Genomic DNA, 21904 nt, shown 5'->3' on the forward strand with positions numbered 1-21904 from the left:
TATGACTCACCAGCACAACGAAGCTCCTGAGAGCGCCGTCCGGCCCACCGACTGGTGGCGGGACGCCGTGATCTACCAGATCTATCCGCGCAGCTTCGCCGACGGCAACGGCGACGGCATGGGCGACCTGCCCGGCATCCGCGGGCGGCTCGCCCACCTGCGCGACCTGGGCGTGGACGCCGTCTGGCTGAGCCCCTTCTACGCCTCCCCGCAGGCCGACGCCGGCTATGACGTCGCCGACTACCGCGCCGTCGACCCCCTCTTCGGCACCCTCGCGGACGCCGAGGCGGTGATCCGCGAGGCCCACGACCAGGGCCTTCGCATCATCATCGACATCGTCCCCAACCACTGCTCCGACCAGCACGCGTGGTTCCGTCGCGCGGTGGCCGAGGGGCCCGGCTCGGTCCTGCGCGAGCGCTTCCACTTCCGCAAGGGCCGCGGGGACAACGGCGAACTCCCGCCCAACGACTGGGAGTCCGTCTTCGGCGGCCCCGCCTGGACCCGCCTGCCCGACGGCGAGTGGTACCTCCACCTCTTCGCCCCCGAACAGCCCGACTTCAACTGGGACCACCCGGCCGTCCAGGACGAGTTCCGCTCCATCCTGCGCTTCTGGCTGGACCTGGGCGTGGACGGCTTCCGGGTGGACGTCGCCCACGGCATGGCCAAGGCCCCGGGACTGCCCGACATCGGCCACGGCGAACAGGCCCGACTGATCGGCAGTCAGATCCTCCCGTTCTTCGACCAGGACGGCGTGCACGCGGTCTACCGCTCCTGGCGGGCGATCCTCGACGAGTACCCGGGGGAGCGGATCGGCGTCGCCGAAGCCTGGGCCCCCACCCTCGACCGGCTCGCCCGCTACGTCCGCCCCGACGAACTCCACCAGGGCTTCAACTTCCACTACCTGGGCACCGATTGGGACGCAGGTGCGCTCCGCGCCGCCGTCGACGCCTCCCTCTCCGCCCTGGGCGCGGTCGGCGCACCGGCCACCTGGGTCCTGTCCAACCACGACGTCGTGCGCCACCGCACCCGCCTCGGCGGCGGCCTGGACCGGGCCCGCGCCGCCACCCTCCTGATGCTGGCGCTGCCCGGCTCGGCCTACCTCTACCAGGGCGAGGAACTCGGCCTGCCCGAGGTCACCGAGCTGCCCGACGAGGTCCGCCAGGACCCGTCCTTCTTCCGCGACAGCGGCCAGGACGGCCTCCGCGACGGCTGCCGCGTACCGCTCCCGTGGAGCGGCACGGAGCCGCCGTACGGCTTCGGCGCCGGCGACACCTGGCTGCCCCAGCCCGACGACTGGGCGACGCTCACCGTCCAGGCCCAGACCGGCGACCCGGCCTCCACCCTGGAGCTCTACCGCAGCGCCCTCGGACTGCGCCGTACGCACCCCGGCCTCGGCGCCGGCGACACCGTCGAATGGCTGGACGACGCCCCCGACGGCGTCCTCGCCTTCCGCCGCCCCGGTGGCCTGGTCTGCACGGTCAACACCACCGAAGCCCCGGCCCGCCTGCCCGTCCCCGGCCGGCCGCTCCTCACGTCCGGCCGGCAACTGCCACTGCTGGACGGCGACTTCATCCTTCCCGCCGACACCACCATCTGGTGGGAGGAGTGACCCGTCCGGCTCCCCGGCCCACCCCGCGCCTCTCCGACATCGCCGCCCAGGCGGAGGTCAGCGAGGCGACCGCCAGCCGTGTCCTCAACGGCCGGGCGGGCGTGGCGGCGGGCACCCGTCAGCGGGTGCTCGCCGCGCTCGACGTCCTCGGCTACGAACGCCCGGTCCGGCTGCGGCGGCGCAGCGCCGGCCTGGTCGGCCTGGTCATCCCGGAGCTGACCAACCCGATCTTCCCGGCCTTCGCCCAGGTCATCGAGCAGTGCCTGGCGGGACAGGGCTACACACCGGTCCTGTGCACCCAGATGCCGGGCGGCGCCACCGAGGACGAGCTCGTCGAGCAGTTGGAGGAGCGCGGCGTCACCGGCATCGTCTTCCTGTCCGGACTGCACGCCGACACCGCCGCCGACCCCTCCCGCTACACCCGCCTGACCTCGCGGGGCGTGCCCTACGTCCTGATCAACGGCTACAACGACCGGGTCGACGCGCCCTGTGTCTCGCCCGACGACCGCGCCGCGGCCCGGATGGCCGTGCGGCACCTCGTCGAACTGGGCCACGAGCGCATCGGGCTGGCCGTCGGCCCGGCCCGCTACGTGCCCTCCCGCCGCAAGGCGGAGGGCTTCGTGGCGGCCCTGGAGGAGTCGTTCGGCCTGCGGAGGGGGCAGGCCGAACGACTCGTACAGCACACCCTGTTCAGCGTCGAGGGCGGCCACGCCGCGGCCGCCGCCCTGCTCGACGACGGCTGTACGGGCATCGTCTGCGGCAGCGACCTGATGGCGCTCGGCGTGGTGCGCGCGGCCCGGCAGCGGGGGATCGACGTCCCCGGCCGGCTCTCCGTCGTCGGCTTCGACGACTCCCCGCTGATCGCCTTCACCGCCCCGCCGCTGACCACGGTGCGGCAGCCGGTGCAGGCGATGGCGACCGCCGCCGTGGGCGCACTGATCGAGGAGATCCAGGGAAACCCCGTCCAGCGCACCGAGTTCGTCTTCCAGCCGGAGCTGGTCGTACGGGGATCTACCGGCCCTGGGCGGCGTACGTGACGAACGCCGCCCAGGAACCCGCCGGCACCGCGAGCTGCGGCCCGCCCTTGTCCTTGGAGTCCCTGATGTGAACGGTGGTGGGGCAGGCGGCGATTTCTATGCAGTCGCCGTCACCGCTGCTGCTGTAGCTGGACTTGCGCCAGGTGAGGGCGACTTCGACGCAGTCGTCGCCGTCCCCACTGCTGTAGCTGCTTTTGAACCAGGCCAGTTCGGGGGTGCTGGTCATAGCGCTCCTCGGATCTGCTTCAGCAGGCTCCGCGAGTCTTGAGGGGTCAGGGCCTGCGAAAGCAGTCTCGCATACCGCATTTGAAGGATGCTGACCTCGTGTGGATCGGAGACGAACAGGCCGGTGCGCTGCCCCTCGCAATAGCCGAAACACTCGTTGTCCGGGGTCTCCAGCAGTTGCATCGGCCCATGCAGTGCCACATGGTTCTCCTGCACCAGCGGCATCAGCTGGATGTCCACGTTCCGCAGCTCGGAGAGTTCGAGGACGTGGTCGATGAGCTGCTTGGTGACTTCCGCTCCACCTGTGCGGCGAAGGAACAGTTGCTCTTCGAGGACGAAGCTGAATACGGTCTTGGGGCGCTCCCGCAGCAGCCGCTTATGTTCGGATCGTGCCGCCCAACGGGCCTCGATCTCCTCGTCTTCCAGGTGCGGGACCTGCTGCGTAAACAGCGTCCGGCCGTAAGCCTCCGTCTGTAAAAGCCCGGGAACCAACCGGCATTCGTACGTGTACAGGCTGATCGCCGTCTTCTCCAGCTCCGCCCACTCCCGGAACCACCGGGCCAGTCCCGGCTGCTTCGACAGCCGCTTGGCCGCCTTCCGCAGTACGCCGTTGGCGCCCAGCGCCTCCTCCGAGCGGTCGATGAACTTCTTCGACGGGAGGCGTCGGCCCTGCTCGACGGAGCCGATGTAGTGCGCCGAGTACCGGAGCACCGGCGACAGGGCCTCCTGCGTGAATCCCGCGTTCTCGCGGAACCCTTGATAGACGGCGCCGAAGGTCCGCAGACTGCCGGAGGGCTCCGGCTTTCCGCCGTCGTAGTTGTCGGTGCTGCTGTCTTCCATGTCGGGTACTCCCGATGTCACTGGCGCTGACCCCGCAAGCCACCCATCGTTACGGCCCGTCACCCGACCCGTCCACGTACTCAACTCGTACATTCTCCGGGGTACGAGCCCAGTCCCTGGCGTACGAGGCTGCTGACCAGCACCGTTGCCCCCATGCCAGCCCAAGTAGCAGCCCCCGTACACATGTTCACCCAGCGTTTCAGTGCCACCCGGCGCGGGGCGCGCCTCGCGCGGTATCTCGCCGTTCAGCAACTCGACGTGTGGGGCTTTCCGTACGGCGGCGAGGTCTCGGACGCCGTCGCCGCCGTCGTCGGCGAACTCGCCGCGAACGCGGTCACCCACGGGCGGGTGCCCGGCCGGGACTTCGAGCTGCGGCTCGCGAAGCTGCCGGGCCCGGGCCGGTCGGGCACCCTGCGGATCGAGGTCGCCGATGCGCGGACGGAGCGGCGTCCCCCGGGCCCGGAAGCGCTCGTACCGCCGCCGTCCGACTCCGAGACCGGCCGCGGACTGATGCTCGTCGCCGCGCTCGCTACCCGCTGGACCGTCGTGGACCGGCCCTCGGTGGGCAAGATCGTCCGGGCTGAGCTGGACCTCTCGGACGGCTGACGGCCGACGGTCCTCAGTCCGCCGGACGGCGCGCGTGGAAGACGCCCCAGCGCAGCAGGCTCCGGCGGGTGATGTCCGTCCAGACGGGAAGGTTGGTCAGCAGCTCGTCCACGTAGGCCGGGCTGATGACGTTGCGCAGCTCGGCCGCTCGCTGTCGGACGTCCTCGTCGAGGCGCGCGTAGTGGGTGGCGACGTCCGGGGTGCGGTCCTCGAATTCGATGTCGTCGAGGCCGAGTTCGGAGAGCCGCTCCAGATAGAAGGTCGATGTCGCCGGGGTCTCGACGCCCAGGCGGGAGAACGCCGGCCGCACCGCCTCCGCGGGTGTCTCCTCGCCCACCATGATGTCCGAGAAGACCAGGGCGCCGCCCGGCCTCAGTACGCGTACGGCCTCGCGCAGGGCGCCCTCCCGGTCCTCGACATGGCACAGCACTTCCAGGGACCAGACGACGTCGAACCGCTCGGCCTCGTAGGGCAGGTCGTTGAGGGAGCCGGTGGTGACCTCGATCAGGTGGTCCAGTCCGCGTCGGGCGTTGGTCGCGCGGTGCCGCCGGTTGTGTTGCTCGCTGAGGTCGAGGGCGACGACGCGGCAGCCGAAGCGTTCGGCGAGCGCGCGGGACGAACCGCCGTATCCGGAGCCGAGGTCGAGCACGGTGGCGTGCGGGCCGAGCAGGTCAGCGGCCTTGTCGGCGGCGTGCTCGACGGTGCGGTGCGAGGCGTCCGCGATCGGCTCGTCGTCCTCGGTGTAGATGCCGATGTGGATGTCCTCGCCGCCCCAGACGGCGTCGTAGAAGGCGTCGACGTCGCCGGTGTCGTAGTAGCCGCGGGTCGCGGCGTCGTGGTGGTGGTGCGGTGTGCCGTCGTCGGTGTTCTCGGGGGCATTGATCATGACGAGGGGGTTCCCCGCTGCCGGCCGGGCAATTCGCCCTGCTCGCCGGATGGGTGACTATGCGCCAACGGGCGCCGTCTGGCGGCCGGTCCGGGCGGCCGGGCGCGTAGGACCCACCGTGTGGTGGGCCTCCGGTCGGCCGGACCGGCTCGCCTGGGAAGGTAACACCGTTGCAATCTCTTGCGAAAGGTCTTGCAGCAATCGTTTCCCGCGACTAGAACCAGGGGCCATGCCCTCCACCGCGCACCGCGCCCGCCGCCGGATCGCCGCCGTCCTCGCCCTGCTGGCCGGCGCCGCCGCGCTCGCCGTCCCGCCGCAGCCCCGGGCCCAGGCGGCCCCCTCCGGCGGCCAGGCCAAGGCCGAGGCTCAATGGATCGACCGCGCCACCGTGGTCTGGAAGGGCGCCCAACCCGCCGCCGCCCAACTGGAGTTCGGCGAGCCCGGACGCACCACGGGACGCATCCGGCTCGCTCCCGGCACCCTCACCCCCGCCGAACGGGCCGCCTACCCGCACCTGACGGGCTACCCCGCCTTCACCGTCGACCCCCGCGACCGCGCCCTGGCCCCCACCGCCCTACGGCAGCGGCTGATGGCCACCCAGACCGCCCCCGACGGGCGGCACACCACGGGCGTGCAGATTCCCGGCGTCCTCGACGACCTCTACGGCGCCCGCGCCCAACACGCCGCCCTCGGGCCGGTGTTCCACGGCGGGCGCCCCACCCTGTCCGTCTGGGCACCCACCGCCCGCACCGTCGCCCTCGAACTGGCCGGCCGCCGCGTCCCGATGCGCCGCGACGAGGCGACCGGGGTGTGGAGCGTGCGGGGCGAGCGGGACTGGACCGGGAAGCCGTACCGCTACCTGGTCACCGTCTGGGCCCCGAGCGCCGGCCGGACCGTCACCGACGCGGTCACCGACCCGTACTCCACCGCGCTGACCACCGACTCCGCCCGCAGCCTCGTCGTCGACCTCGCCGACCCCCGGCTCACCCCCAAGGGCTGGGCGACGCTGCGCAAGCCCGCGCCGGTGCCGCTGCGCCGGGCCCGCATCCAGGAGCTGCACATCCGCGACTTCTCCATCGAGGACGCCACCTCCCACCACCCCGGCCAGTACCTCGCCTTCACCGACACCGACTCCGCCGGCATGCGGCACCTGGCGGCCCTCGCCGCGGCCGGCACCACCCACGTCCACCTGCTGCCGGCCTTCGACTTCTCCTCCGTCCCCGAGCGCCGCGCCGACCAGCGGCGCCCCGATTGCGACCTGACCGCCCTGCCCCCCGACTCCGCGCGCCAACAGGAGTGCGTGGCGGCCACGGCCGACCGGGACGGCTACAACTGGGGCTACGACCCGTTGCACTACACCGTCCCCGAAGGCTCCTACGCCTCCGACCCCGAAGGGACCGCCCGCACCGTCGAGTTCCGCCGCATGGTGCAGGGCCTCAACGGCATCGGCCTGCGCACCGTGATGGACGTCGTCTACAACCACACCGCCGCCGCCGGGCAGGACGACCCGCGCTCCGTCCTGGACCGCATCGTGCCCGGCTACTACCACCGCCTGCTCGACGACGGCACCGTCGCCACCTCCACCTGCTGCGCGGGCACCGCCCCCGAACACACCATGATGGGCAAGCTCGTCGTCGACTCCGTCGTCACCTGGGCCAAGCAGTACAAGGTCGACGGCTTCCGCTTCGACCTCATGGGCCACCACCCCAAGGCGAACATCCTCGCCGTCCGCAGGGCTCTCGACGCCCTGACCCCGGCCCGGGACGGCGTCGACGGGAAGTCGGTGATCCTCTACGGCGAGGGCTGGAACTTCGGCGAGGCCGCGAACGACGCCCGCTTCGTCCAGGCCACCCAGCGCAACATGGCCGGCACCGGCATCGCCACCTTCAGCGACCGGGCCCGCGACGCGGTGCGCGGCGGCAGCCCCTTCGACGCCGACCCCCGCGTCCAGGGCTTCGCCTCCGGCCTCTACACCGACCCCAACTCCGCACCCGGCCAAGGCGATTCGGGCGCCCAGCGCGCCCGCCTCCTGCACTACCAGGACCTGATCAAGGTCGGGCTGACCGGCAACCTCGCCGACTACGCCTTCACCGATACCACCGGCCGGCGGGTCAAGGGCTCCCAGATCGACTACAACGGCGCCCCCGCCGGCTATGCCGACGCCCCCGGCGACGCCCTCGCCTACGCCGACGCCCACGACAACGAAACCCTCTACGACGCCCTCGCCTACAAGCTGCCGCCCGGCACCTCGGCGGCCGACCGCGCCCGGATGCAGGTCGTCGCCCTGGCCACCGCCGCCCTCTCCCAGGGCCCGGCGCTCTCCCAGGCGGGCACCGACCTGCTGCGCTCCAAGTCCCTCGACCGCAACTCCTTCAACAGCGGCGACTGGTTCAACGCCCTGCACTGGACCTGTGCCGACGACCCCCGCGGCGATGCGGCCGGCAACGGCTTCGGCCGCGGCCTGCCCCCGGCCGCCGACAACAAGGACAAGTGGCCCTACGCCCGGCCCCTGTTGGCCGACCCCGCGCTCCGCCCGGACTGCGCCACCCGCACCGCGGCCTCGGCCGCCTACCGCGACCTGCTCCGCATCCACGCCACCGAACCGGCCTTCGGCCTGTCCACCGCCACCGCCGTCCAGGCCGCCCTCTCCTTCCCCCTCTCCGGCCCGGACGAGACCCCCGGCGTCCTCACCATGCGCCTGGCCGACCTCGTCGTCGTCTTCAACGCCACCCCCCGACCAGCGGCCCAGACCGTCCCGGCCCTCGCCGGACGGCCCTACGCCCTGCACCCCCTGCAGGCCCACGGCGCCGACCGCACCACCGCCACCGCGACCTACGACCGCGCCGCCGGCACCTTCACCGTCCCGCCCCGCACCGTCGCGGTCTTCCGCCAGGGCTGACGCGGAGGGGGGAGCCGGCGGGAGCGGTCGCTAGGGCCTGTCCGGCGCATCAGGTTCGGACAGGCCCTAGTCCACCCGCTTCTCGAACAGCGTCACCGCGTACCGGCTCCCCCCGCCCCCGTCCTTGGACGACTGCTCTCCCACGACCGCATAGCCCGCGCCCTCGTAGTACGGCCGCAGCCGCGGATTGCTCGTCATGCAGTCCAGCCGCGCCCAGGTCCGGCCCGACTCCGCTATCCGCCGCTCGGCCCGGGCCAGCATCGCCCGGCCGGTCCCCGCCGGTGCGCACGAGCGGTCCACCATCAGCCGGTGCACATACCCCGCCACCGGCGGCTGCGGCCCCCAGGCCGGCTCGTCCTCCCACCACAGCTCGAAGCCGCCGACGACCCGGCCGGCGGCCTCCGCCAGCCAGACCTCGCCCTGCGCGATCCGCCGCCGGAAGTGCTCCTCGTCCTTCCCGCCGGGCTTCCACTGGTCTATGCCGTGCTCCACCATCCAACGGGCCGCCGCGTCATAGAGGCCGACCAGAACGGCCGGGTCGTCGCCCGCCTCGGCCAGCCGGTACGTGATCTCGTCCATGCCCGGGATTCTGCCGCAGCCCGGGGCGGGACCCGCCGGCCGCCCGGCGTCACACGGGCTGCGGGAGCTCCAGCAACCGCCCCACCAGATCGGCGAACATCCCGTCCGCGGGCTCGTCCGCCAGCATCCGGCGCACCACCTGCGCCATCTCCTGGTCGTACGCGGCGCTGACCGCCGCCAGCGCGGCGAAGTCGTGCACCAACTGCCGCTCCAGCTCCGCGCGCGGCACCCGGCGGCCGTCCAGCCACAGCAGCGCCGTGGTCTCGGCGAGCGAGATCCAGGAGCGGACCACCAACTCCAGCCGCGGCGAGGGGGCGTGGGCGTCCACGTCGAGATGGCTGAGGATCTGCGTGTAGGCGGCCTGCCGCACGCCGTCGATCAGCGCGCTCGTCCGGGTCGAGCCGATCGCCGGCCCGCCGCGCATCAGCGCCGAGAAGCCGGGCCCGTGCTCCTCCACGAAGTCGAAGTACCGCTCCATGACACGCAACAGGCGGGCGCCCAGCGGGCCTTCGTGCGGTTCCACGAACCGGGCCGTGAGCTCGTCCGCGGCGCGCCGCAGCGCCGCCTCGTAGAGCTGCTGCTTGCCCGGGAAGTAGTGGTAGACCAGCGGCCGCGATATGCCGGCCGCCTCGGCGATCTCGTCGATCGAGACGTCCTCGGGGGAGCGGTGGCTGAAGAGGTCGAGCGCGACGGCGATCAACTGCTCCCGTCGCTCCTCGACCCCCATCCTGCGGCGTGCCCCGGTCGTCATGGGCTCACCCTAACGACCGGCCGCACACCGGCACCACCGCCCGAACGGCCCCTCCTCCGGCGGGCGGGCGGGCGGCGTCCGGGCGCCCGCGCGCGGATTCACAGGTCCAGGACCAGCCCCGACCCCGGCTTCGCCCGGGAGACGCAGATCAGCAGCGAGTCCGCGCGTTCCGCGTCCGTCAGGAGTTCGTCGCGGTGCGCCACCTCGCCGGCCAGCACGCGCTGCTGGCAGGTGCCGCAGAAGCCCTGCTCGCAGGAGTACGGCAGGTCCGGCAGGGCCTGCTCGCGGAGCGCGCGCAGCACGCTGGTGCCGGCCGGGACCGTCACGCTGCGGCCGGTCCGCCGCAACTCCACCTCGAACGCCACGTCCTCGCCGGGCCCGGCCCCCGCCTCGGACGCCGCCGGGGCGAAGCGCTCCGTGTGCAGCATGAGGCCCGCCGGCCCGTCGGGCAGCAGGGCGGCCACGGCGTCCATCAGGGGCTCGGGGCCGCAGCAGTAGACGGCGGCGTGCGGGGGCGCGTCGGCCAGCGCCGCGGCCAGGTCGGGCCGGCCCTCCTCGTCCTCCGCGACCACCGTCGACCGCCCGCCACCGGACGCGGCGGCGCCCCCGGCCAGCTTCTCGACCTCCGCCAGGAACGGCATCGACGCCCGCGACCGCCCCGCGTACAGCAGCCGCCAGGGCACCCCCTCCGCCTCGGCCTGCCGCACCATCGGGAGGATCGGGGTGATGCCGATGCCGCCCGCTATGAAGAGGTAGGCGTGGTGGTCCTCCAGGGGGAAGCGGTTGCGGGGCCCGTGCACCTCCACCGTCGTGCCGGCCCGGAGCGTCTCGTGCACCTCCCGCGACCCGCCCCGGCCGTCCTCGATCAGCCGGACCGCGACGGTGTACGAGCCGCCGTCCGCCCGTACGGCGTCGGCCGGTTCGCCGCACAGCGAGTACTGCCGCACGGCGCCCGAGGGCAGGACGAGATCGAGGTGCGCGCCCGGTTCCCAGGCGGGGAGCCGCTCGCCCTCCAGGCGGAGGGTCACCACCCCCTCGGCGGCCTCGGTACGTTCGGCCACCCGCAGGCGCAGCGGGGACGGCCGCCCCTGCTCGTGGGACGGTTCGGCCTCCCGGCGCGCGCTCCAGGACGTCGCGCGGGCCGCCTCCCGGCCCCTCCCGGAGACCGGCTGCTCCAGCGCGGGCAGCGGCCACAGCGGCGACCGTCGGATCCGCCGCCGCAGGGCCCGCCGGACCACCAGGGCGGTGCCGGCGACCACCAGCACGGTACCGAGGCGCGGCAGGCCCGTGCGGGACGGGTCGAGGCGGCCGACGGACGGGGAAACACGGACGGGCGCGGACACTTCAGGCTCCTCCGGGGGCGGCAGCGGCGGCGGTCGCGGCGGGCGAGCGGTCGAGGTAGGCCAGGGCCTGCTCGGTGCTGCCGTGCTGCGAGGGGTGGTAGGCGCGGCTCAGGTACTGGGGGATGGAGCGCGCGATCGCCCCGGTGGTCGGCAGCATGCCCTGCCGCCCGCCCCGTACGAAGTCCTTCAGGGCGGCCTTGCCGTTGCTGAGCGTGGGGTCGTTCTCCATGAAGAACCGGGTGCCGCGCTGCCACAGGAACACCAGCGCGGTGAAGGCGGTCGCCCAGGTGCGCACCCGCCGCCGGTAGTCGCCGTCCAGGTGCATGAAGAGGTCGAACGCCACCGACCGGTGCTCGACCTCCTCCGCGCCGTGCCAGCGCAGCAGGTCGAGCATGGTCGGATCGGCGCCCCTGTCGTCCAGGGCGCGGGCGTTGAGCACCCAGTCGCCCAGGAAGGCCGTGTAGTGCTCGATGGCGGCGATCATCGCCACCCGCTCCTTCAGCCACCAGACACGGGCCCGCCCCGGCGGCAGCGTCCGGTCGCCGAGCAGCTTCTCGAAGAGCCAGTCGACCTGCGCGGTGTACGGGGTGGGGTCCAGGCCCTGCTCCTTGAGGTGCGGCAGGACGTCGTCGTGCGCCTGGGAGTGCATGGCCTCCTGGCCGATGAACCCGATGACGTCCGCGCGCAGTTCGGGGTCGCGGATGTACGGCAGCACCTGCTTGTAGACGTGGACGAACCAGCGCTCGCCGGCCGGCAGCAGCAGGTGCAGCACATTGATCGTGTGGGTGCTGGACGGATCGCCGGGGATCTAGTGCAAGGGGGTGTCCGCCCAGTCGAAGGCCACGTTCCGGGCCTTCAGCGGGGTGTGCTCGGACGCGACCGACCGGGGCCGCAACGAGGCCGTATTAGACATGGCGTCAATGTACTGGCGGGTAAGGAATGTCGATACCCCCTGGACGCCGAAAGACGGGAAAGCGCGCCCGCCGAAGCCGGCGAGCGACCCCGCCGGCACGCCGGACCCCACGGGGAGAGCGGCCCCGCCCACCGCTCACCGCAGCGCGCGCACCGTCCCGCCACCCGCCAACCCGCCCGTCAGATCGGCCCGCGCACCCGCCGACGCGGGGACCGCCAGCAGCCGTCCGGACGTCCGGCCCCGCACCCCGCCGCTCGCCGTGATCGACGTGATCTGTTGACTGCCCGCCGCCAACAGCCACCACCGACCGCCGGTGCTCTTCCACAGCACGCCCGACAGCACCCGCGGCATCCGCGGGCCACAGGCCGTACCGCCGTCGGCGCGGGCGGTCACCGCACCTGCCGGGTACGGCTGCCCGCTCGGCGCCGGCGCCTGGAACTGCGCCATCGCCCGGCTGCCGGCCCCGCGCCAGGTCTCCGCCCGGGTGCACAGCCAGGACGCGACGCCCGCGCCCCCGGGGAGCGGCTGCTGCGCGAACCGCCAGGCGTTGACCGTCCGCACGCCCTGCGAACGGACCCCGGGCAGCTGGCAGGCGGTCCGCGCCCACGCGACGCGGCCCTCCGGCCCGGACACCGCCCCCGGTGCGTCCGGCGGTCCGTAGGTGAGCCGGGCGGGGGACAGCTCCCCGAGGTCGGTCAGCAGCTCACCGGCGTTCCGCCCGCCCGGCACCCCGTCGGGCTGCCCGTCCAACTGCCCGCCGACCCGGAGCGCGGGCCAGGCCGTGCACGTCCCGTCGGCGCGCGGCGCCGGGACCGGGGCGGTCAGCCCGTCGGCGCCGACCGCGACCGGCTGGCCCGCCGCGTCCGGCTTCAGCAGGTCCACCAGCCGCACCGACGTCACCCAAGGGGCCGTCAGATAGCGGACGTTGCCCTGCGTGCGGCCCACCACCAGGGCGCCGGACGAGTCCGCCGCCGCGCCGTCCGCCCGGGCGAAGTCCAGGCCCGCCCCGGCACCGTCGCCCCGCTGCCGGCCGTCGATGCCCTCGGCGTACCGCACCACCCGCAGCCCGTCGTGGAAGAGCACCACCACCGCGTGGTCCACCACGCCCGCGAAGAGCAACTGGGGCGGGCCGGCCGCGGGGCCGGTGGGCGTGCCGGGCGTCGAGGTGACCGGCACCCGGACGCCGGGCCGGGCCCACACCGCCAACGCCCGTCGGAGCAGCGCCTTGTCGGCGGTCCGCTCGCCGCGGGCCGGCCAGGCCGAGAAGTCCGGCCGGGCCGCGGACTTCCAGGCCGTCGCCGAGGACACCGTCAGCCGGGCCGGATCCAGGGCCGCCTCGGCGGCGGCATTGCGGGCGTACGGCGGGGCCGCGGCGCCGTCCGGCCCCCAGCCCTCGCCCGGCTTGCCCAGCAGCGCCCCGCACACCAGCACCGCCACCCCGGCCGCCAGCGCCGCCCGGCCGTGCTGGCGGCGCCGGATCAGGTCCGTCGGCCGGGCCTGCAAGGAGCACGCGTCGAACTCCACCGACTCCAGCAGCGCCCGGTCCCGGCTCCCGGCCGGCAGGACGGCCCCGTCCGCCTCGGCCAGCGCCTCCCGGGCGTCGGCGACCCCCGCCGCCTCCAGCACCCGCCGGGTCTCCTGGACCGTCAGCCGCTCCAGGTCGCGCAGCACGAACGCCGCCCGCGCCGGGCCGGAGAGCGCCGACAGGGCCTGGTCCAGGGCGAGTTCGTCGGCGCCGCCGGAGCGCGGGAACAGCCGCAGGCCCCAGACCTGGGGGAGTGGCGCCGGCGGCCGCCACCACCGCCGCCCGGCGGCCAGCGCCGCCCGCAGCACCCGCAGTCGCATCAGCGCGTAACCGGGATCGACGGCCGGGTCCCCGCCGCGCTGGGCGGGCAGCGCGAGCCCCGGACCGGGGCGCCGGGGCAGTGCCCGCTGCACCGCGGCGTGCGCGGCCAGCACCCGCCGCCCGCGGGTGGGGGCCGGCGGCAGCACCAGATAGGCCAGCCGGGCCAGTCGGGGGTAGTGCTCGACCAGGGCCGCCTCGGCCCGCTCGACGTCGATGGGCTCGCCCTCGTCGGCATGCCCGACAAAGGCGCGGTCCGGGCGCGGGGTCACCGCATGCTGCTGCTCCACATTCCGTGGAACGAGTGAATCCTGTGATGGTCACCGACCGCCGGCCCCCCTCGGACGGGTGACCGTGCCCCGCGCGAGGGGGACCGGCGGGCGCCGGCGGACCTCAGGCCGGGTGGTGCCGGTCCAGGTCGAACTCCCCGTCCCGGGCGCCCAGGACGAACGCCCGCCACTCCGCCTCGGTGTAGCGCAGGACCACGTCCGGTTCGGTGGAGTTGCGCATCGCCACCGCGCCGCCCTCCAGGAAGGCGATCTCCACCGCCTCCGCGTCGGGGTCGCCGGGCGGGCGCTGCCAGACGGCGTCGGAGATGTCGAGGCTGTAGAGCCATTCCTTGTCGGCTGCGGTGCCCATGTCCTGCTCCCCTTACTCGCGTGAGCTGTGCCGGTCAGCGTACGCGGCGCCCGGAGGAGCTTTCCAGCGGCGGAACCCGGGCCTGCCGCGGTGCCCGGCACGGGAGTTGGCGGCGCGCGACGGGCACCGCCGGGGGCGGCTCCCCCCACCCGCCCGTCCCCGTGGCCACTCGCCCCTCCCTGTGATTGGCCGAAAAACGCCGCGTCGGCGGTGCCCGTTCGCGGGATGCCATCGACAGGGACGGCGACGCGGGGACCGGCGCGTGACGAGGCACTTTCCCCTCCACTTCCCCTCCACCCGCGGCGTCGCCCCGCACACCGCGGCGACCAGTGTTCTGCGGACCCTTACCCGTACGCTCCCTGAGCTTCACGCGGGTGGCCGGCGGGCGCGGGAACAGTCTGCCGCGTAGGAGAACACCAGGTCATTGGGGCGCGCACCCCACCGGGGGTGTCCCCAGCACCACCTACGGAGGCTCTGATGAGCACGGCACCCACCACGACCCACGGTTCGGCCGCCCCGGACACCCCCGCCCCGGACACCCCCGCCCCGGACACCGCCGCCCCCGAGTACACCGCCCTGATCGCCGACACCCCCGACCTGGTCCGGGCCGCCCAGCGCCTGCGCCACCAGGTCTTCGGCGACGAGCTGGGCGCCGCCCTCGACAGCCCGCTCCCCGGCCACGACATCGACGCGGTCGACGCCCTCGCCGACCACCTCGTCGTCACCCACACCCCCACCGGCGCCGTCGTCGGCACCTACCGGCTGCTGCCCCCGGGCCGCAGCCGACGCCTCTACTCCGACGGCGAGTTCGACCTCACCGCGCTGGACGCGGTGCGCCCCGCCCTCATCGAGGCCGGCCGCTCCTGCGTCCACCCCGACCACCGCAACGGTGCCGTCATCAACCAGATGTGGGCCGCCCTGGCCCGCTACACCCTGCTCTCCGGCCACCGCTACCTCGCCGGCTGCGCCTCCGTACCGCTCGCCGACGGGGGCACCGCCGCCGCCCACGCCTGGGCGCTGGCCCGCACCCGGCACGCCGCGCCGCCGGCGTTCCTGGTCACCCCGCACCGCCCCTGGGAGCCCACCGCCCCGCTGCCCGAACGCCCCGCCCTCGCCCAACTGCCCCCGCTGCTGCGCGGCTACCTCCGGATCGGCGCGTGGATCTGCGGCGCCCCCGCCCACGACCCGGACTTCGGGGTCGCCGACTTCTTCACCGTCCTGGACATCGAGCAGCTCGGCGACCGCTACCGCCGCTTCTTCCTGGGGGAGCGGTGAACGGCCCCTGGGACGTCCGCGCGGTGTGCACCCCGCGCTGCGCCGCGCACACCGCCCCGCCCCTCCCGCTCCCCGGCACCGCCCGCCGCGCCACCGCGTTCGCCGGCGCGGTGGGCCGCGCCCTGACGGCCGGTCCGCGGCTGGCGGACCCCGTTCGGCTCCGGGCGTACGCACGGGCGCTGTTGACGGCGCTCTCGGTCGGGCTGGAGGTCCGCGGCGCGGCGACCGGGGCGGACCCGCTGACCGTGCCCGCCGCGCCCGGTGCGGAACCGGGGGCCCGGCCGGCGGAGCGCGCCCCCGGTGCGGCCGGCGCACCGGGCACCCTGATCGCCCTCAACCACATCTCGTGGCTCGACATCGTCGCGCTGCTCGCGGTCGAACCCGCGACCCTGCTCGCCAAGCGCGAGGTCGGCCACTGGCCGCTGGTCGGCGGCCTGGCCCGCCGGGCCGGCACCCACTTCATCGACCGCACCAGCCCCCGCCGACTCCCGCAGACCGTGCGGGAGTTGTCGGCGCTGCTGGCCGCCGGCCGCTCGGTGGCGGTCTTCCCCCAGGCCACCACCTGGTGCACCGCCGACCAAGGCGCCTTCCGCCGGGCCACCTTCCAGGCCGCCCTGGACGCCGGCGCCCCGGTGCGCCCGGTGACCGTCGACTACGTCCAACACGGGTATCCCACCACGGTGGCCGCCTTCTGCGGGGACGACACCTTCGCCGCCTCGCTGCGCCGGGTGATCACCGCCAGCGGACTGACCGTGCGGGTCACCGTCCACCCGGCGCTGCCCACGGCGGGCCGGGGCCTGGACCGCCGGGCGCTGGCCGGCGCCGTCGAGCGGGTGGTGCTCGGCGGCGGCCGGGGCAACAGGCTGTGCGGCGGCAGCCGCTCCGGTGGAGCCGGCGCCTGCACCGGGGGCGCGCCCGGCGGCGTGCGGCCGGCCGACCGGCCCGGTCAGGCGCTCGGCACGTACTTGTAGCCGACCCGCCGGACGGTCACGATCGACCCGCGGTGCTCGGCGCCCAACTTCCGGCGCAGCCGGGCGACGTGGACATCGACGGTGCGGCCGTCGCCGACGTGCCCGTAGCCCCAGACCGTGGTCACCAACTGGTCGCGGGTGTGCACCCGGTGCGGATGCGCGACCAGATGGGCCAGCAGCTCGAATTCGAGGTACGTCAGGTCCAGTTGCCGTTCGCGGACGTAGGCGGTCCGCTGCTCGGGGTCGATCCGGACGATCTCGTCGCCGGTCCGGGCCGCCGGGGCGGGCCCGGCGGGCGGCTGCGGCGCGGCGGGGGCCTGCTCGGCCGGGACCAGCACGAGATAGCCGACCATCGGCGGCTGACCGGGCAGGGCGGGCAGGCTGTGCTGCGGCGCCGGGAGCCAGGTCGCCCCCGAGGCCAGCAGCTCGGCGACATGCTGCGCACTGTGGCGCGCGGCGACCGCACCGGGGGCGGCGGCGGGCTGGGGGTACCTCGCGGCGGAGGCCGGGGAGGGCAGGGCCTCGTCGGGCGCCACGGCGCGCAGCCGGTGGCGGGGGTGGGGCGGCGGGGGAACGGTGGCCGTGGCGGAACCGGCGGGAACGGTACGGAGATTGGTCATCGAAGGTCAGCTCTTTCGCGCAGGGGATCGCCGGGGGACGTCATGCGCGCGGGCAGGGCTGGGGACACCGGTCAGAGGTGTCGGAGAGGGAGGTGCGGGCCCGCGCTCAGTGCGCGCGGCAACACAGACGGTCGAAAGCGTGCGCCTGCCGGGACGGCCAGAACGGCTCGAGGTCGATGCGACCCGTCGCGATGTCTGTGAGGCTGGCCATGGGGCTATTGAACCAGACGGTCACTGATCTGTCTTTCACACCCCGGCCGGTGGTGACGCGATCCCGCCGGGCCTCCGCCCTGCCGGCCGCCGCGCGGGTGCCGGGCGTGCCCCGACTGCCCTCCCGCGCAACGGAGTTGCGGACGGGACCGGTTGGGGGACGTCCCACCCGGTGGCCGGAATTCGCCCCCGCACGGGGATCCCCGCGGCTCCCATGCCCACCCCGAGTGCCAGCGCCGTCAGATGCCCGACGTCGGTGAACGTCCGGCCGCGGCGGACCACCGGCACCGCGCCCAGCGCCAGCAGCCCGCCGGTCGCCGCCGCCCGTGCCCCACGGTGCGGCACCGAAGCGGCCAGCGCGCCGAGGGTGGCGTAGAAGCCGTAGCTCGCCCCGACGTCCACGGCGTGCGCGGTGCCGGCCCCGCCGGCCGCCTCGGGCGCCGGCCGCGCGGCTGCCCGCCGTGCCCACCGGCGCCCGCGCAGGCCGGCGTAGACCAGCAGGCTGGCGCCGACGTGCCCGGCCGCGAACACCGCCGCCGCGCGCCCGGCGCCCCACCGCGCCTCGGCCGTCCCGAGCGTCGCCAGCAGCGCGGCCCCGTACGCCGCCGGCAGCGGCTCCTCCACGAAGGCCGCGCTGGTGGCCAGCGTGCCCCACCGGCCGGCGCGCAGATTGGCGACGTTGGTGGAGTGCGCCCGCAGCAGCTCCGCACGCCGTGGCACCGGCAGCCGGGCGGTGGCGTACGCCCCGCACTGCAGCGCCCCCACGTACAACGGCGTCATCCAGGGCAGTCCCCCGCGCCACGATCGGCTCCGCACCCCGCGTCCCCCTCCGCTCCCGGTCCTGCCGTCCCCCCGCCCCGACGGCGAGCGCAAGCATGGGTCCAGCGTGCCATCCGCCACCGACAGTCGGTCCGGCCGCCCGGCCCGCGCCCGCCCGCCGGGGTGCCGCCCGGACATGCGGAAGGGGCCGGACCCGCCGGTCCGGCCCCGCTCCACCCCCCGCTCCGGCGGGCGGTCGGTCACGCCTGGGCGCGCCGTTCCAGCTCCGTGCAGCAGGTGTCCACGATCAGCCGGGTCACCACGTAGGGGTCCACGTTGGCGTTCGGCCGCCGGTCCTCGATGTAGCCCTTCTTCTCGACCTCGACCTGCCACGGGATGCGCACCGAGGCACCGCGGTCCGAGGCGCCGTAGGAGTACGCGTCCCAGGGCGCGGTCTCGTGGGCGCCGGTCAGCCGCTCCTCGATGCCGGTGCCGTACTGGCGGACGTGCTCCAGCGGCTTGTCGCCCTCGCCCAGCGCCTCGCAGGCGGTGATGATCGGGTCGTAGCCCTCGCGCATCGCGCGGGTGGAGAAGTTGGTGTGCGCGCCCGCGCCGTTCCAGTCGCCCCGGGCCGGCTTGGCGTCCAGGGAGGCGGTGACGCCGTACTCCTCCGCCGTGCGGTGCAGCAGCCAGCGCGCCACCCACAGGTGGTCGGAGACCTCCAGCGGGGCCAGCGCGCCCACCTGGAACTCCCACTGGCCCGGCATCACCTCGGCGTTGATGCCGGACAGCCCGAGGCCGGCCGCCAGGCAGCGGTCGAGGTGCTGCTCGACGATCTCCCGGCCGAAGATCTCGCCGGCGCCGACGCCGCAGTAGTAGCCGCCCTGGGGGGCGGGGAAGCCGCCGCCCTCGGGGAAGCCCAGCGGGCGGTCGCCCTTGAGGAAGGTGTACTCCTGCTCGATGCCGAAGATCGGCTCCTGACCGGCGAAGCGCTCGGCCACCGGGCGCAGCAGGGCCCGGGTGTTGGAGGGGTGCGGGGTCAGGTCGGTGTTGAGCACCTCGCACAGCACCAGCAGGTGGTCGCCGCCGCGGATCGGGTCCGGGCAGCTGAACACCGGGTCGAGCACGAGGTCGGAGGAGTGGCCCTCGGCCTGGTTGGTGCTGGACCCGTCGAAGCCCCACCGCGGCAGCGAGCCGCCGTCCGTCAGGATCTTGGTCTTGGAGCGGAGCTTGGCGGTCGGCTGGGTGCCGTCGATCCAGATGTACTCGGCCTTGATGGTCACGGGGTCCTCTTATACGGGTCGGTGCGGGTACGCGTGCGGGGCGTACCGGAGCACTCTCGCAACAGGCCGTTTCCCGTCCGTTGCCCATATGTGAACCGCAGGTTACCCAGTCGGACATCCTCTGATTCTGCGACTATTCGCCACAAAACGCCTGGCATTCCATGCCCGCGGTGCTCGGTCATGCTCCCGCAGTCACCCCAGAACCTCAAGTTCCGTATCCGGCCGGACAGTTCGGCGGCGCCGTCGCCCGTCGTGGCCGTGGCCCCCCTCGCGCGGCCGTATCCGATTTCAGCCACCCCTCATAACCCCAAGTGCATATCCACATGGCGCATTTGGTCGTGGAAGGCATGACCGACCCCGCCTAACGTCGCAACCGACCGGCACCCCGCGTGCCGCCTTCCCGAAGGAGCCCGCCATGACCGCCGCGCCCACCGACGCCCCGCCGTTCACCAGCTACGTCGACACCCTCCTCACCGTCTTCGCCCGCGACCCCGACCGCTCGGTCGTCACCTCGGCCGACGGCCAGGACGTCACGGCCGGCGACCTGCACGCCACCGTCCACCGCATGGCCGCCGTCCTGCGCACCCACGGCGTCGATCGCGGCCGCACCGTCTCCGTCCTCAGCCGCAACCGCCCCGAGGCGCTCGCCGCCCGTTACGCCGTCAACCTCCTCGGCGCGCGGGTGGTCCTGCTCTACGAGGGGATGGCCGCCGAAACCCTGTCCCGGATGGTCGAGAGCGCGGAGACCGTCCTCCTCCTGGTCGACCCCGACCTGCACGACACCGCGCGCGCCCTCCTGGACGGCTGCACCGGCTCCCGCCCCGAGGCGATGACCTTCGGTCCGCCCCCCGGCGACGCCGCCCCGCTCGGCCCCGACCTGCTCGCCGCCGGTGCCGCCCTCCCCGTCACCCCGACCGTCGCCGGCGCGGTCCGCCCCGAGGACGACTGGTGCATCCGGCACACCGGCGGAACGACCGGCATCCCCAAGGGAGTCCGGATGACGCACGGCCCGTTCGCCGGGATGATCGCCCAGCTCGCCGACAGCGGCGCCGGCGAGCCGCCCCGTCTGCTGGCCTGCACCTCGCTGGCCCACATGGCGGGCATCATGGCCGACGTCACCCTCGTGGCCGGCGGCAGCGTCGTCCTCCACCGGGACTTCGACCCCACCGCCGTCCTCGCCGCCATCGCCCGCGAACGCATCACCCAGCTCTGGCTGCTGCCGCCGCTCCTCTACCGCCTGCTCGACGACCCCACCCTCCCCACCACCGACCTAGGTTCCCTCACCCGCATCCTCTACGGTGGCTGCACCGCCTCCGCGCCCCGGATGCGCCAGGCGGCCGAGGTCTTCGGGCCGGTCCTCTACGGGTGCTACGGCCAGTCCGAGGCGATGGCGATCACCCAGGCCGGCCCCGCCGACCACGCCGACATCCGCATCGACGCCCCGATGACCGTCGGCCGTCCGATGCCCGGTGTGACCCTCGCCATCCGCGACGCCGAGGGCCGCGACCTGCCGCCGGGGGAGCCGGGCGAGGTCCACGTCCACTCCGCCGGCGCGATGCGCGGCTACTGGAAGCGCCCCGACCTCACCGCCCAGGTCCTCCGCGACGGCTGGGTGCACACCGGTGACGTCGGCTACCTGGACACCGACGGCCGCCTCTACCTCGTCGACCGCCTCAAGGACGTGATCATCGTCGTCGGCGGCCACGTCCACCCCTCCGAGCTCGAAGACCTCCTCCACACCCACCCCGCCGTCGTCCACGCCGCCGCCTACGGCGTCCGCACCCCCGACGAAACCGAGGAGGTGCACCTCGCGGTCGTCCCCGCCCCCGGCCACGCCGCCGACGAGGTCTCCCTCACCGCCCTGCGCACCTTCGTCACCGCCCACAAGGGCGCCCTCTACGCCCCCACCGCCGTCCACCTCCTCGACACCATCCCGCTCACCCCCGTCGGCAAGCCCGACAAGAAGCTCCTTCGCGCCCGCCCCGTTCCCACCCCCTGAACCGGGCGTCGGACCACCCCCTCCGGCCGCGCCCCGAAACCCCCGCCCGCACACCGGCAAATCCCCCCTGGCCAGGGGCTTTTGTCAGTGCCCGGCAGTAAAATGGGAACCAGTAAGTGAGGGTTCACCAAAGCTCCAGGAGGTCCGCCGGATGGCTGCTGCCACACTCATGACGAAACCCCTCCCGGCCCACCCGCTGCCCAAGAAACCGCTCCCCGCCGGATGGCCCCGCGAGCGGTACGAATCCCACAACCGCCGCCTGAAGGCCATGCGCCTGGCCATAGCCCTGCTCGACACCGGCGTCTACCGCCCCGAGCACGCCACCAACACCAAGATCCGCACCACCGCTCTCGCCATCGGCGTCCACCACCCCTCCGACACCACCTGCCGCCTCGTCCGCGCCCTGATCTACGACAACTGCTGACCCCGCCCGCCCGGTTGCCCCGACGGCCGGCCCGGAACGCCACGCGCCCCGGGCCGGCGCACGTCGGTCCCGGCCGCGCGGCCGCTTCCGGGCGGTGGCGGTGGGGCAGCGGGGCGGTCTCCCTCCCCGCGGCGATGCGGAGTTCGAGGCTCCGCGGTAGGAAGGATGCGGAGGAAGCGCGGAATCCGGTGCC

The 21904-nt window shown here is 74.4% G+C and carries 19 protein-coding genes and 1 pseudogene; 8 read left to right on the top strand and 12 right to left on the bottom strand.

The genetic code is table 11. The annotated features are described in order from the left end of the window. Position 1: 1 nt before the first annotated feature. Positions 2-1609 (top strand): glycoside hydrolase family 13 protein, encoded by a 1608-nt coding sequence (locus SNOUR_RS28065; protein ID WP_067352367.1) that lies wholly within the window; start codon positions 2-4, stop codon positions 1607-1609. Next, complete coding sequence (locus SNOUR_RS28070) at positions 1597-2646, top strand: LacI family DNA-binding transcriptional regulator (protein WP_067352369.1); 1050 nt, start codon at positions 1597-1599, stop codon at positions 2644-2646. The genes SNOUR_RS28065 and SNOUR_RS28070 overlap by 13 nt, the downstream gene beginning before the upstream one ends. On the opposite strand, the gene SNOUR_RS28075 is transcribed toward SNOUR_RS28070, so the two are convergent. Continuing rightward, positions 2621-2872 carry a DUF397 domain-containing protein gene (locus tag SNOUR_RS28075; protein WP_067352371.1) on the bottom strand — a complete coding sequence of 84 codons (252 nt, stop codon included), beginning with the start codon at positions 2870-2872 and terminating at the stop codon, positions 2621-2623. The two genes, SNOUR_RS28070 and SNOUR_RS28075, sit on opposite strands and share 26 nt — an antisense overlap. Continuing rightward, on the bottom strand, positions 2869-3711 hold the full coding sequence (locus tag SNOUR_RS28080; RefSeq protein ID WP_067352374.1) for a helix-turn-helix domain-containing protein: 843 nt from the start codon (positions 3709-3711) through the stop codon (positions 2869-2871). The genes SNOUR_RS28075 and SNOUR_RS28080 overlap by 4 nt, the downstream gene beginning before the upstream one ends. A gap of 153 nt (positions 3712-3864) precedes the next feature. Between SNOUR_RS28080 and SNOUR_RS28085 the strand changes: the two genes are divergently transcribed. Continuing rightward, positions 3865-4317: an ATP-binding protein gene (locus SNOUR_RS28085; protein ID WP_229921723.1), complete on the top strand. Its 453-nt coding sequence runs from the start codon at positions 3865-3867 to the stop codon at positions 4315-4317. Positions 4318-4330: 13 nt separating this feature from the next. Here the strand turns inward: SNOUR_RS28085 and SNOUR_RS28090 are convergent, their stop codons facing one another. Beyond that, positions 4331-5203 carry an SAM-dependent methyltransferase gene (locus tag SNOUR_RS28090; RefSeq protein WP_067352378.1) on the bottom strand — a complete coding sequence of 291 codons (873 nt, stop codon included), beginning with the start codon at positions 5201-5203 and terminating at the stop codon, positions 4331-4333. A 280-nt stretch (positions 5204-5483) separates the two neighbouring features. On the opposite strand from SNOUR_RS28090, the pseudogene pulA reads away from it, so the two are divergent. Then, positions 5484-8102 (top strand): annotated as a pseudogene (gene pulA, locus SNOUR_RS28095) (pullulanase-type alpha-1,6-glucosidase); the annotation flags it as partial. A gap of 66 nt (positions 8103-8168) precedes the next feature. On the opposite strand, the gene SNOUR_RS28100 reads toward pulA, so the two are convergent. The 6 genes from SNOUR_RS28100 to SNOUR_RS28125 all read right to left on the bottom strand — a co-directional run bounded on the left by SNOUR_RS28100 (position 8169) and on the right by SNOUR_RS28125 (position 14170). Further along, complete coding sequence (locus SNOUR_RS28100; protein ID WP_067352380.1) at positions 8169-8681, bottom strand: GNAT family N-acetyltransferase; 513 nt, start codon at positions 8679-8681, stop codon at positions 8169-8171. A 49-nt stretch (positions 8682-8730) separates the two neighbouring features. After that, on the bottom strand, positions 8731-9432 hold the full coding sequence (locus tag SNOUR_RS28105) for a TetR/AcrR family transcriptional regulator (RefSeq protein WP_067352382.1): 702 nt from the start codon (positions 9430-9432) through the stop codon (positions 8731-8733). A 98-nt stretch (positions 9433-9530) separates the two neighbouring features. After that, entirely contained in the window at positions 9531-10775 is a 1245-nt protein-coding gene (locus SNOUR_RS28110) for a PDR/VanB family oxidoreductase (RefSeq protein WP_079142936.1), read from the bottom strand. Between the two features lies 1 nt (position 10776). Next, positions 10777-11583: a metal-dependent hydrolase gene (locus SNOUR_RS28115; protein WP_312636093.1), complete on the bottom strand. Its 807-nt coding sequence runs from the start codon at positions 11581-11583 to the stop codon at positions 10777-10779. Between the two features lie 240 nt (positions 11584-11823). After that, on the bottom strand, positions 11824-13821 hold the full coding sequence (locus SNOUR_RS28120) for a hypothetical protein (RefSeq protein WP_067352385.1): 1998 nt from the start codon (positions 13819-13821) through the stop codon (positions 11824-11826). Positions 13822-13924: 103 nt separating this feature from the next. Continuing rightward, positions 13925-14170, bottom strand: a complete 246-nt coding sequence (locus tag SNOUR_RS28125) for a DUF397 domain-containing protein (protein WP_067352387.1) — start codon at positions 14168-14170, stop codon at positions 13925-13927. A gap of 477 nt (positions 14171-14647) precedes the next feature. Here SNOUR_RS28125 and SNOUR_RS28130 point away from each other — a divergent pair, with 477 nt between their 5' ends. After that, entirely contained in the window at positions 14648-15445 is a 798-nt protein-coding gene (locus tag SNOUR_RS28130; protein ID WP_067352390.1) for a GNAT family N-acetyltransferase, read from the top strand. Then, on the top strand, positions 15442-16416 hold the full coding sequence (locus SNOUR_RS28135; RefSeq protein ID WP_079142937.1) for a lysophospholipid acyltransferase family protein: 975 nt from the start codon (positions 15442-15444) through the stop codon (positions 16414-16416). Before SNOUR_RS28130 ends, SNOUR_RS28135 begins: the two co-directional genes overlap by 4 nt. Here SNOUR_RS28135 and SNOUR_RS28140 read toward each other — a convergent pair. The 3 genes from SNOUR_RS28140 to glnII form a co-directional block, all read right to left on the bottom strand. Then, entirely contained in the window at positions 16392-17036 is a 645-nt protein-coding gene (locus SNOUR_RS28140; RefSeq protein ID WP_067352391.1) for a winged helix-turn-helix domain-containing protein, read from the bottom strand. The genes SNOUR_RS28135 and SNOUR_RS28140 overlap by 25 nt on opposite strands. Positions 17037-17282: 246 nt before the next feature. After that, complete coding sequence (locus SNOUR_RS28145; RefSeq protein WP_312633987.1) at positions 17283-18026, bottom strand: rhomboid-like protein; 744 nt, start codon at positions 18024-18026, stop codon at positions 17283-17285. A 239-nt stretch (positions 18027-18265) separates the two neighbouring features. Further along, entirely contained in the window at positions 18266-19288 is a 1023-nt protein-coding gene (gene glnII, locus SNOUR_RS28150) for a glutamine synthetase (RefSeq protein ID WP_067352394.1), read from the bottom strand. A gap of 415 nt (positions 19289-19703) precedes the next feature. Here glnII and SNOUR_RS28155 point away from each other — a divergent pair, with 415 nt between their 5' ends. Both SNOUR_RS28155 and SNOUR_RS28160 read left to right on the top strand, forming a co-directional pair. Beyond that, positions 19704-21287, top strand: coding sequence for an AMP-binding protein (locus tag SNOUR_RS28155; RefSeq protein ID WP_067352396.1), 1584 nt, complete (start codon positions 19704-19706; stop codon positions 21285-21287). Positions 21288-21438: 151 nt separating this feature from the next. After that, positions 21439-21711: a hypothetical protein gene (locus SNOUR_RS28160; protein ID WP_067352398.1), complete on the top strand. Its 273-nt coding sequence runs from the start codon at positions 21439-21441 to the stop codon at positions 21709-21711. Positions 21712-21904: the final 193 nt, after the last annotated feature.

Origin of the sequence: Streptomyces noursei ATCC 11455 (assembly GCF_001704275.1) — a bacterium.
Taxonomy (GTDB): Bacteria; Actinomycetota; Actinomycetes; order Streptomycetales; family Streptomycetaceae; genus Streptomyces; species Streptomyces noursei.

Excerpts from the sequence above, each read along its gene's own strand:
- SNOUR_RS28065 (WP_067352367.1), top strand. The coding sequence starts at position 2 with ATGACTCACCAGCACAACGAAGCTCCTGAGAGCGCCGTCCGGCCCACC.
- SNOUR_RS28075 (WP_067352371.1), bottom strand. The coding sequence starts at position 2,872 with ATGACCAGCACCCCCGAACTGGCCTGGTTCAAAAGCAGCTACAGCAGT.
- SNOUR_RS28080 (WP_067352374.1), bottom strand. The coding sequence starts at position 3,711 with ATGGAAGACAGCAGCACCGACAACTACGACGGCGGAAAGCCGGAGCCC.
- SNOUR_RS28085 (WP_229921723.1), top strand. The coding sequence starts at position 3,865 with ATGCCAGCCCAAGTAGCAGCCCCCGTACACATGTTCACCCAGCGTTTC.
- SNOUR_RS28090 (WP_067352378.1), bottom strand. The coding sequence starts at position 5,203 with ATGATCAATGCCCCCGAGAACACCGACGACGGCACACCGCACCACCAC.
- SNOUR_RS28100 (WP_067352380.1), bottom strand. The coding sequence starts at position 8,681 with ATGGACGAGATCACGTACCGGCTGGCCGAGGCGGGCGACGACCCGGCC.
- SNOUR_RS28105 (WP_067352382.1), bottom strand. The coding sequence starts at position 9,432 with ATGACGACCGGGGCACGCCGCAGGATGGGGGTCGAGGAGCGACGGGAG.
- SNOUR_RS28125 (WP_067352387.1), bottom strand. The coding sequence starts at position 14,170 with ATGGGCACCGCAGCCGACAAGGAATGGCTCTACAGCCTCGACATCTCC.
- SNOUR_RS28130 (WP_067352390.1), top strand. The coding sequence starts at position 14,648 with ATGAGCACGGCACCCACCACGACCCACGGTTCGGCCGCCCCGGACACC.
- SNOUR_RS28140 (WP_067352391.1), bottom strand. The coding sequence starts at position 17,036 with ATGACCAATCTCCGTACCGTTCCCGCCGGTTCCGCCACGGCCACCGTT.
- SNOUR_RS28145 (WP_312633987.1), bottom strand. The coding sequence starts at position 18,026 with ATGACGCCGTTGTACGTGGGGGCGCTGCAGTGCGGGGCGTACGCCACC.
- SNOUR_RS28155 (WP_067352396.1), top strand. The coding sequence starts at position 19,704 with ATGACCGCCGCGCCCACCGACGCCCCGCCGTTCACCAGCTACGTCGAC.
- SNOUR_RS28160 (WP_067352398.1), top strand. The coding sequence starts at position 21,439 with ATGGCTGCTGCCACACTCATGACGAAACCCCTCCCGGCCCACCCGCTG.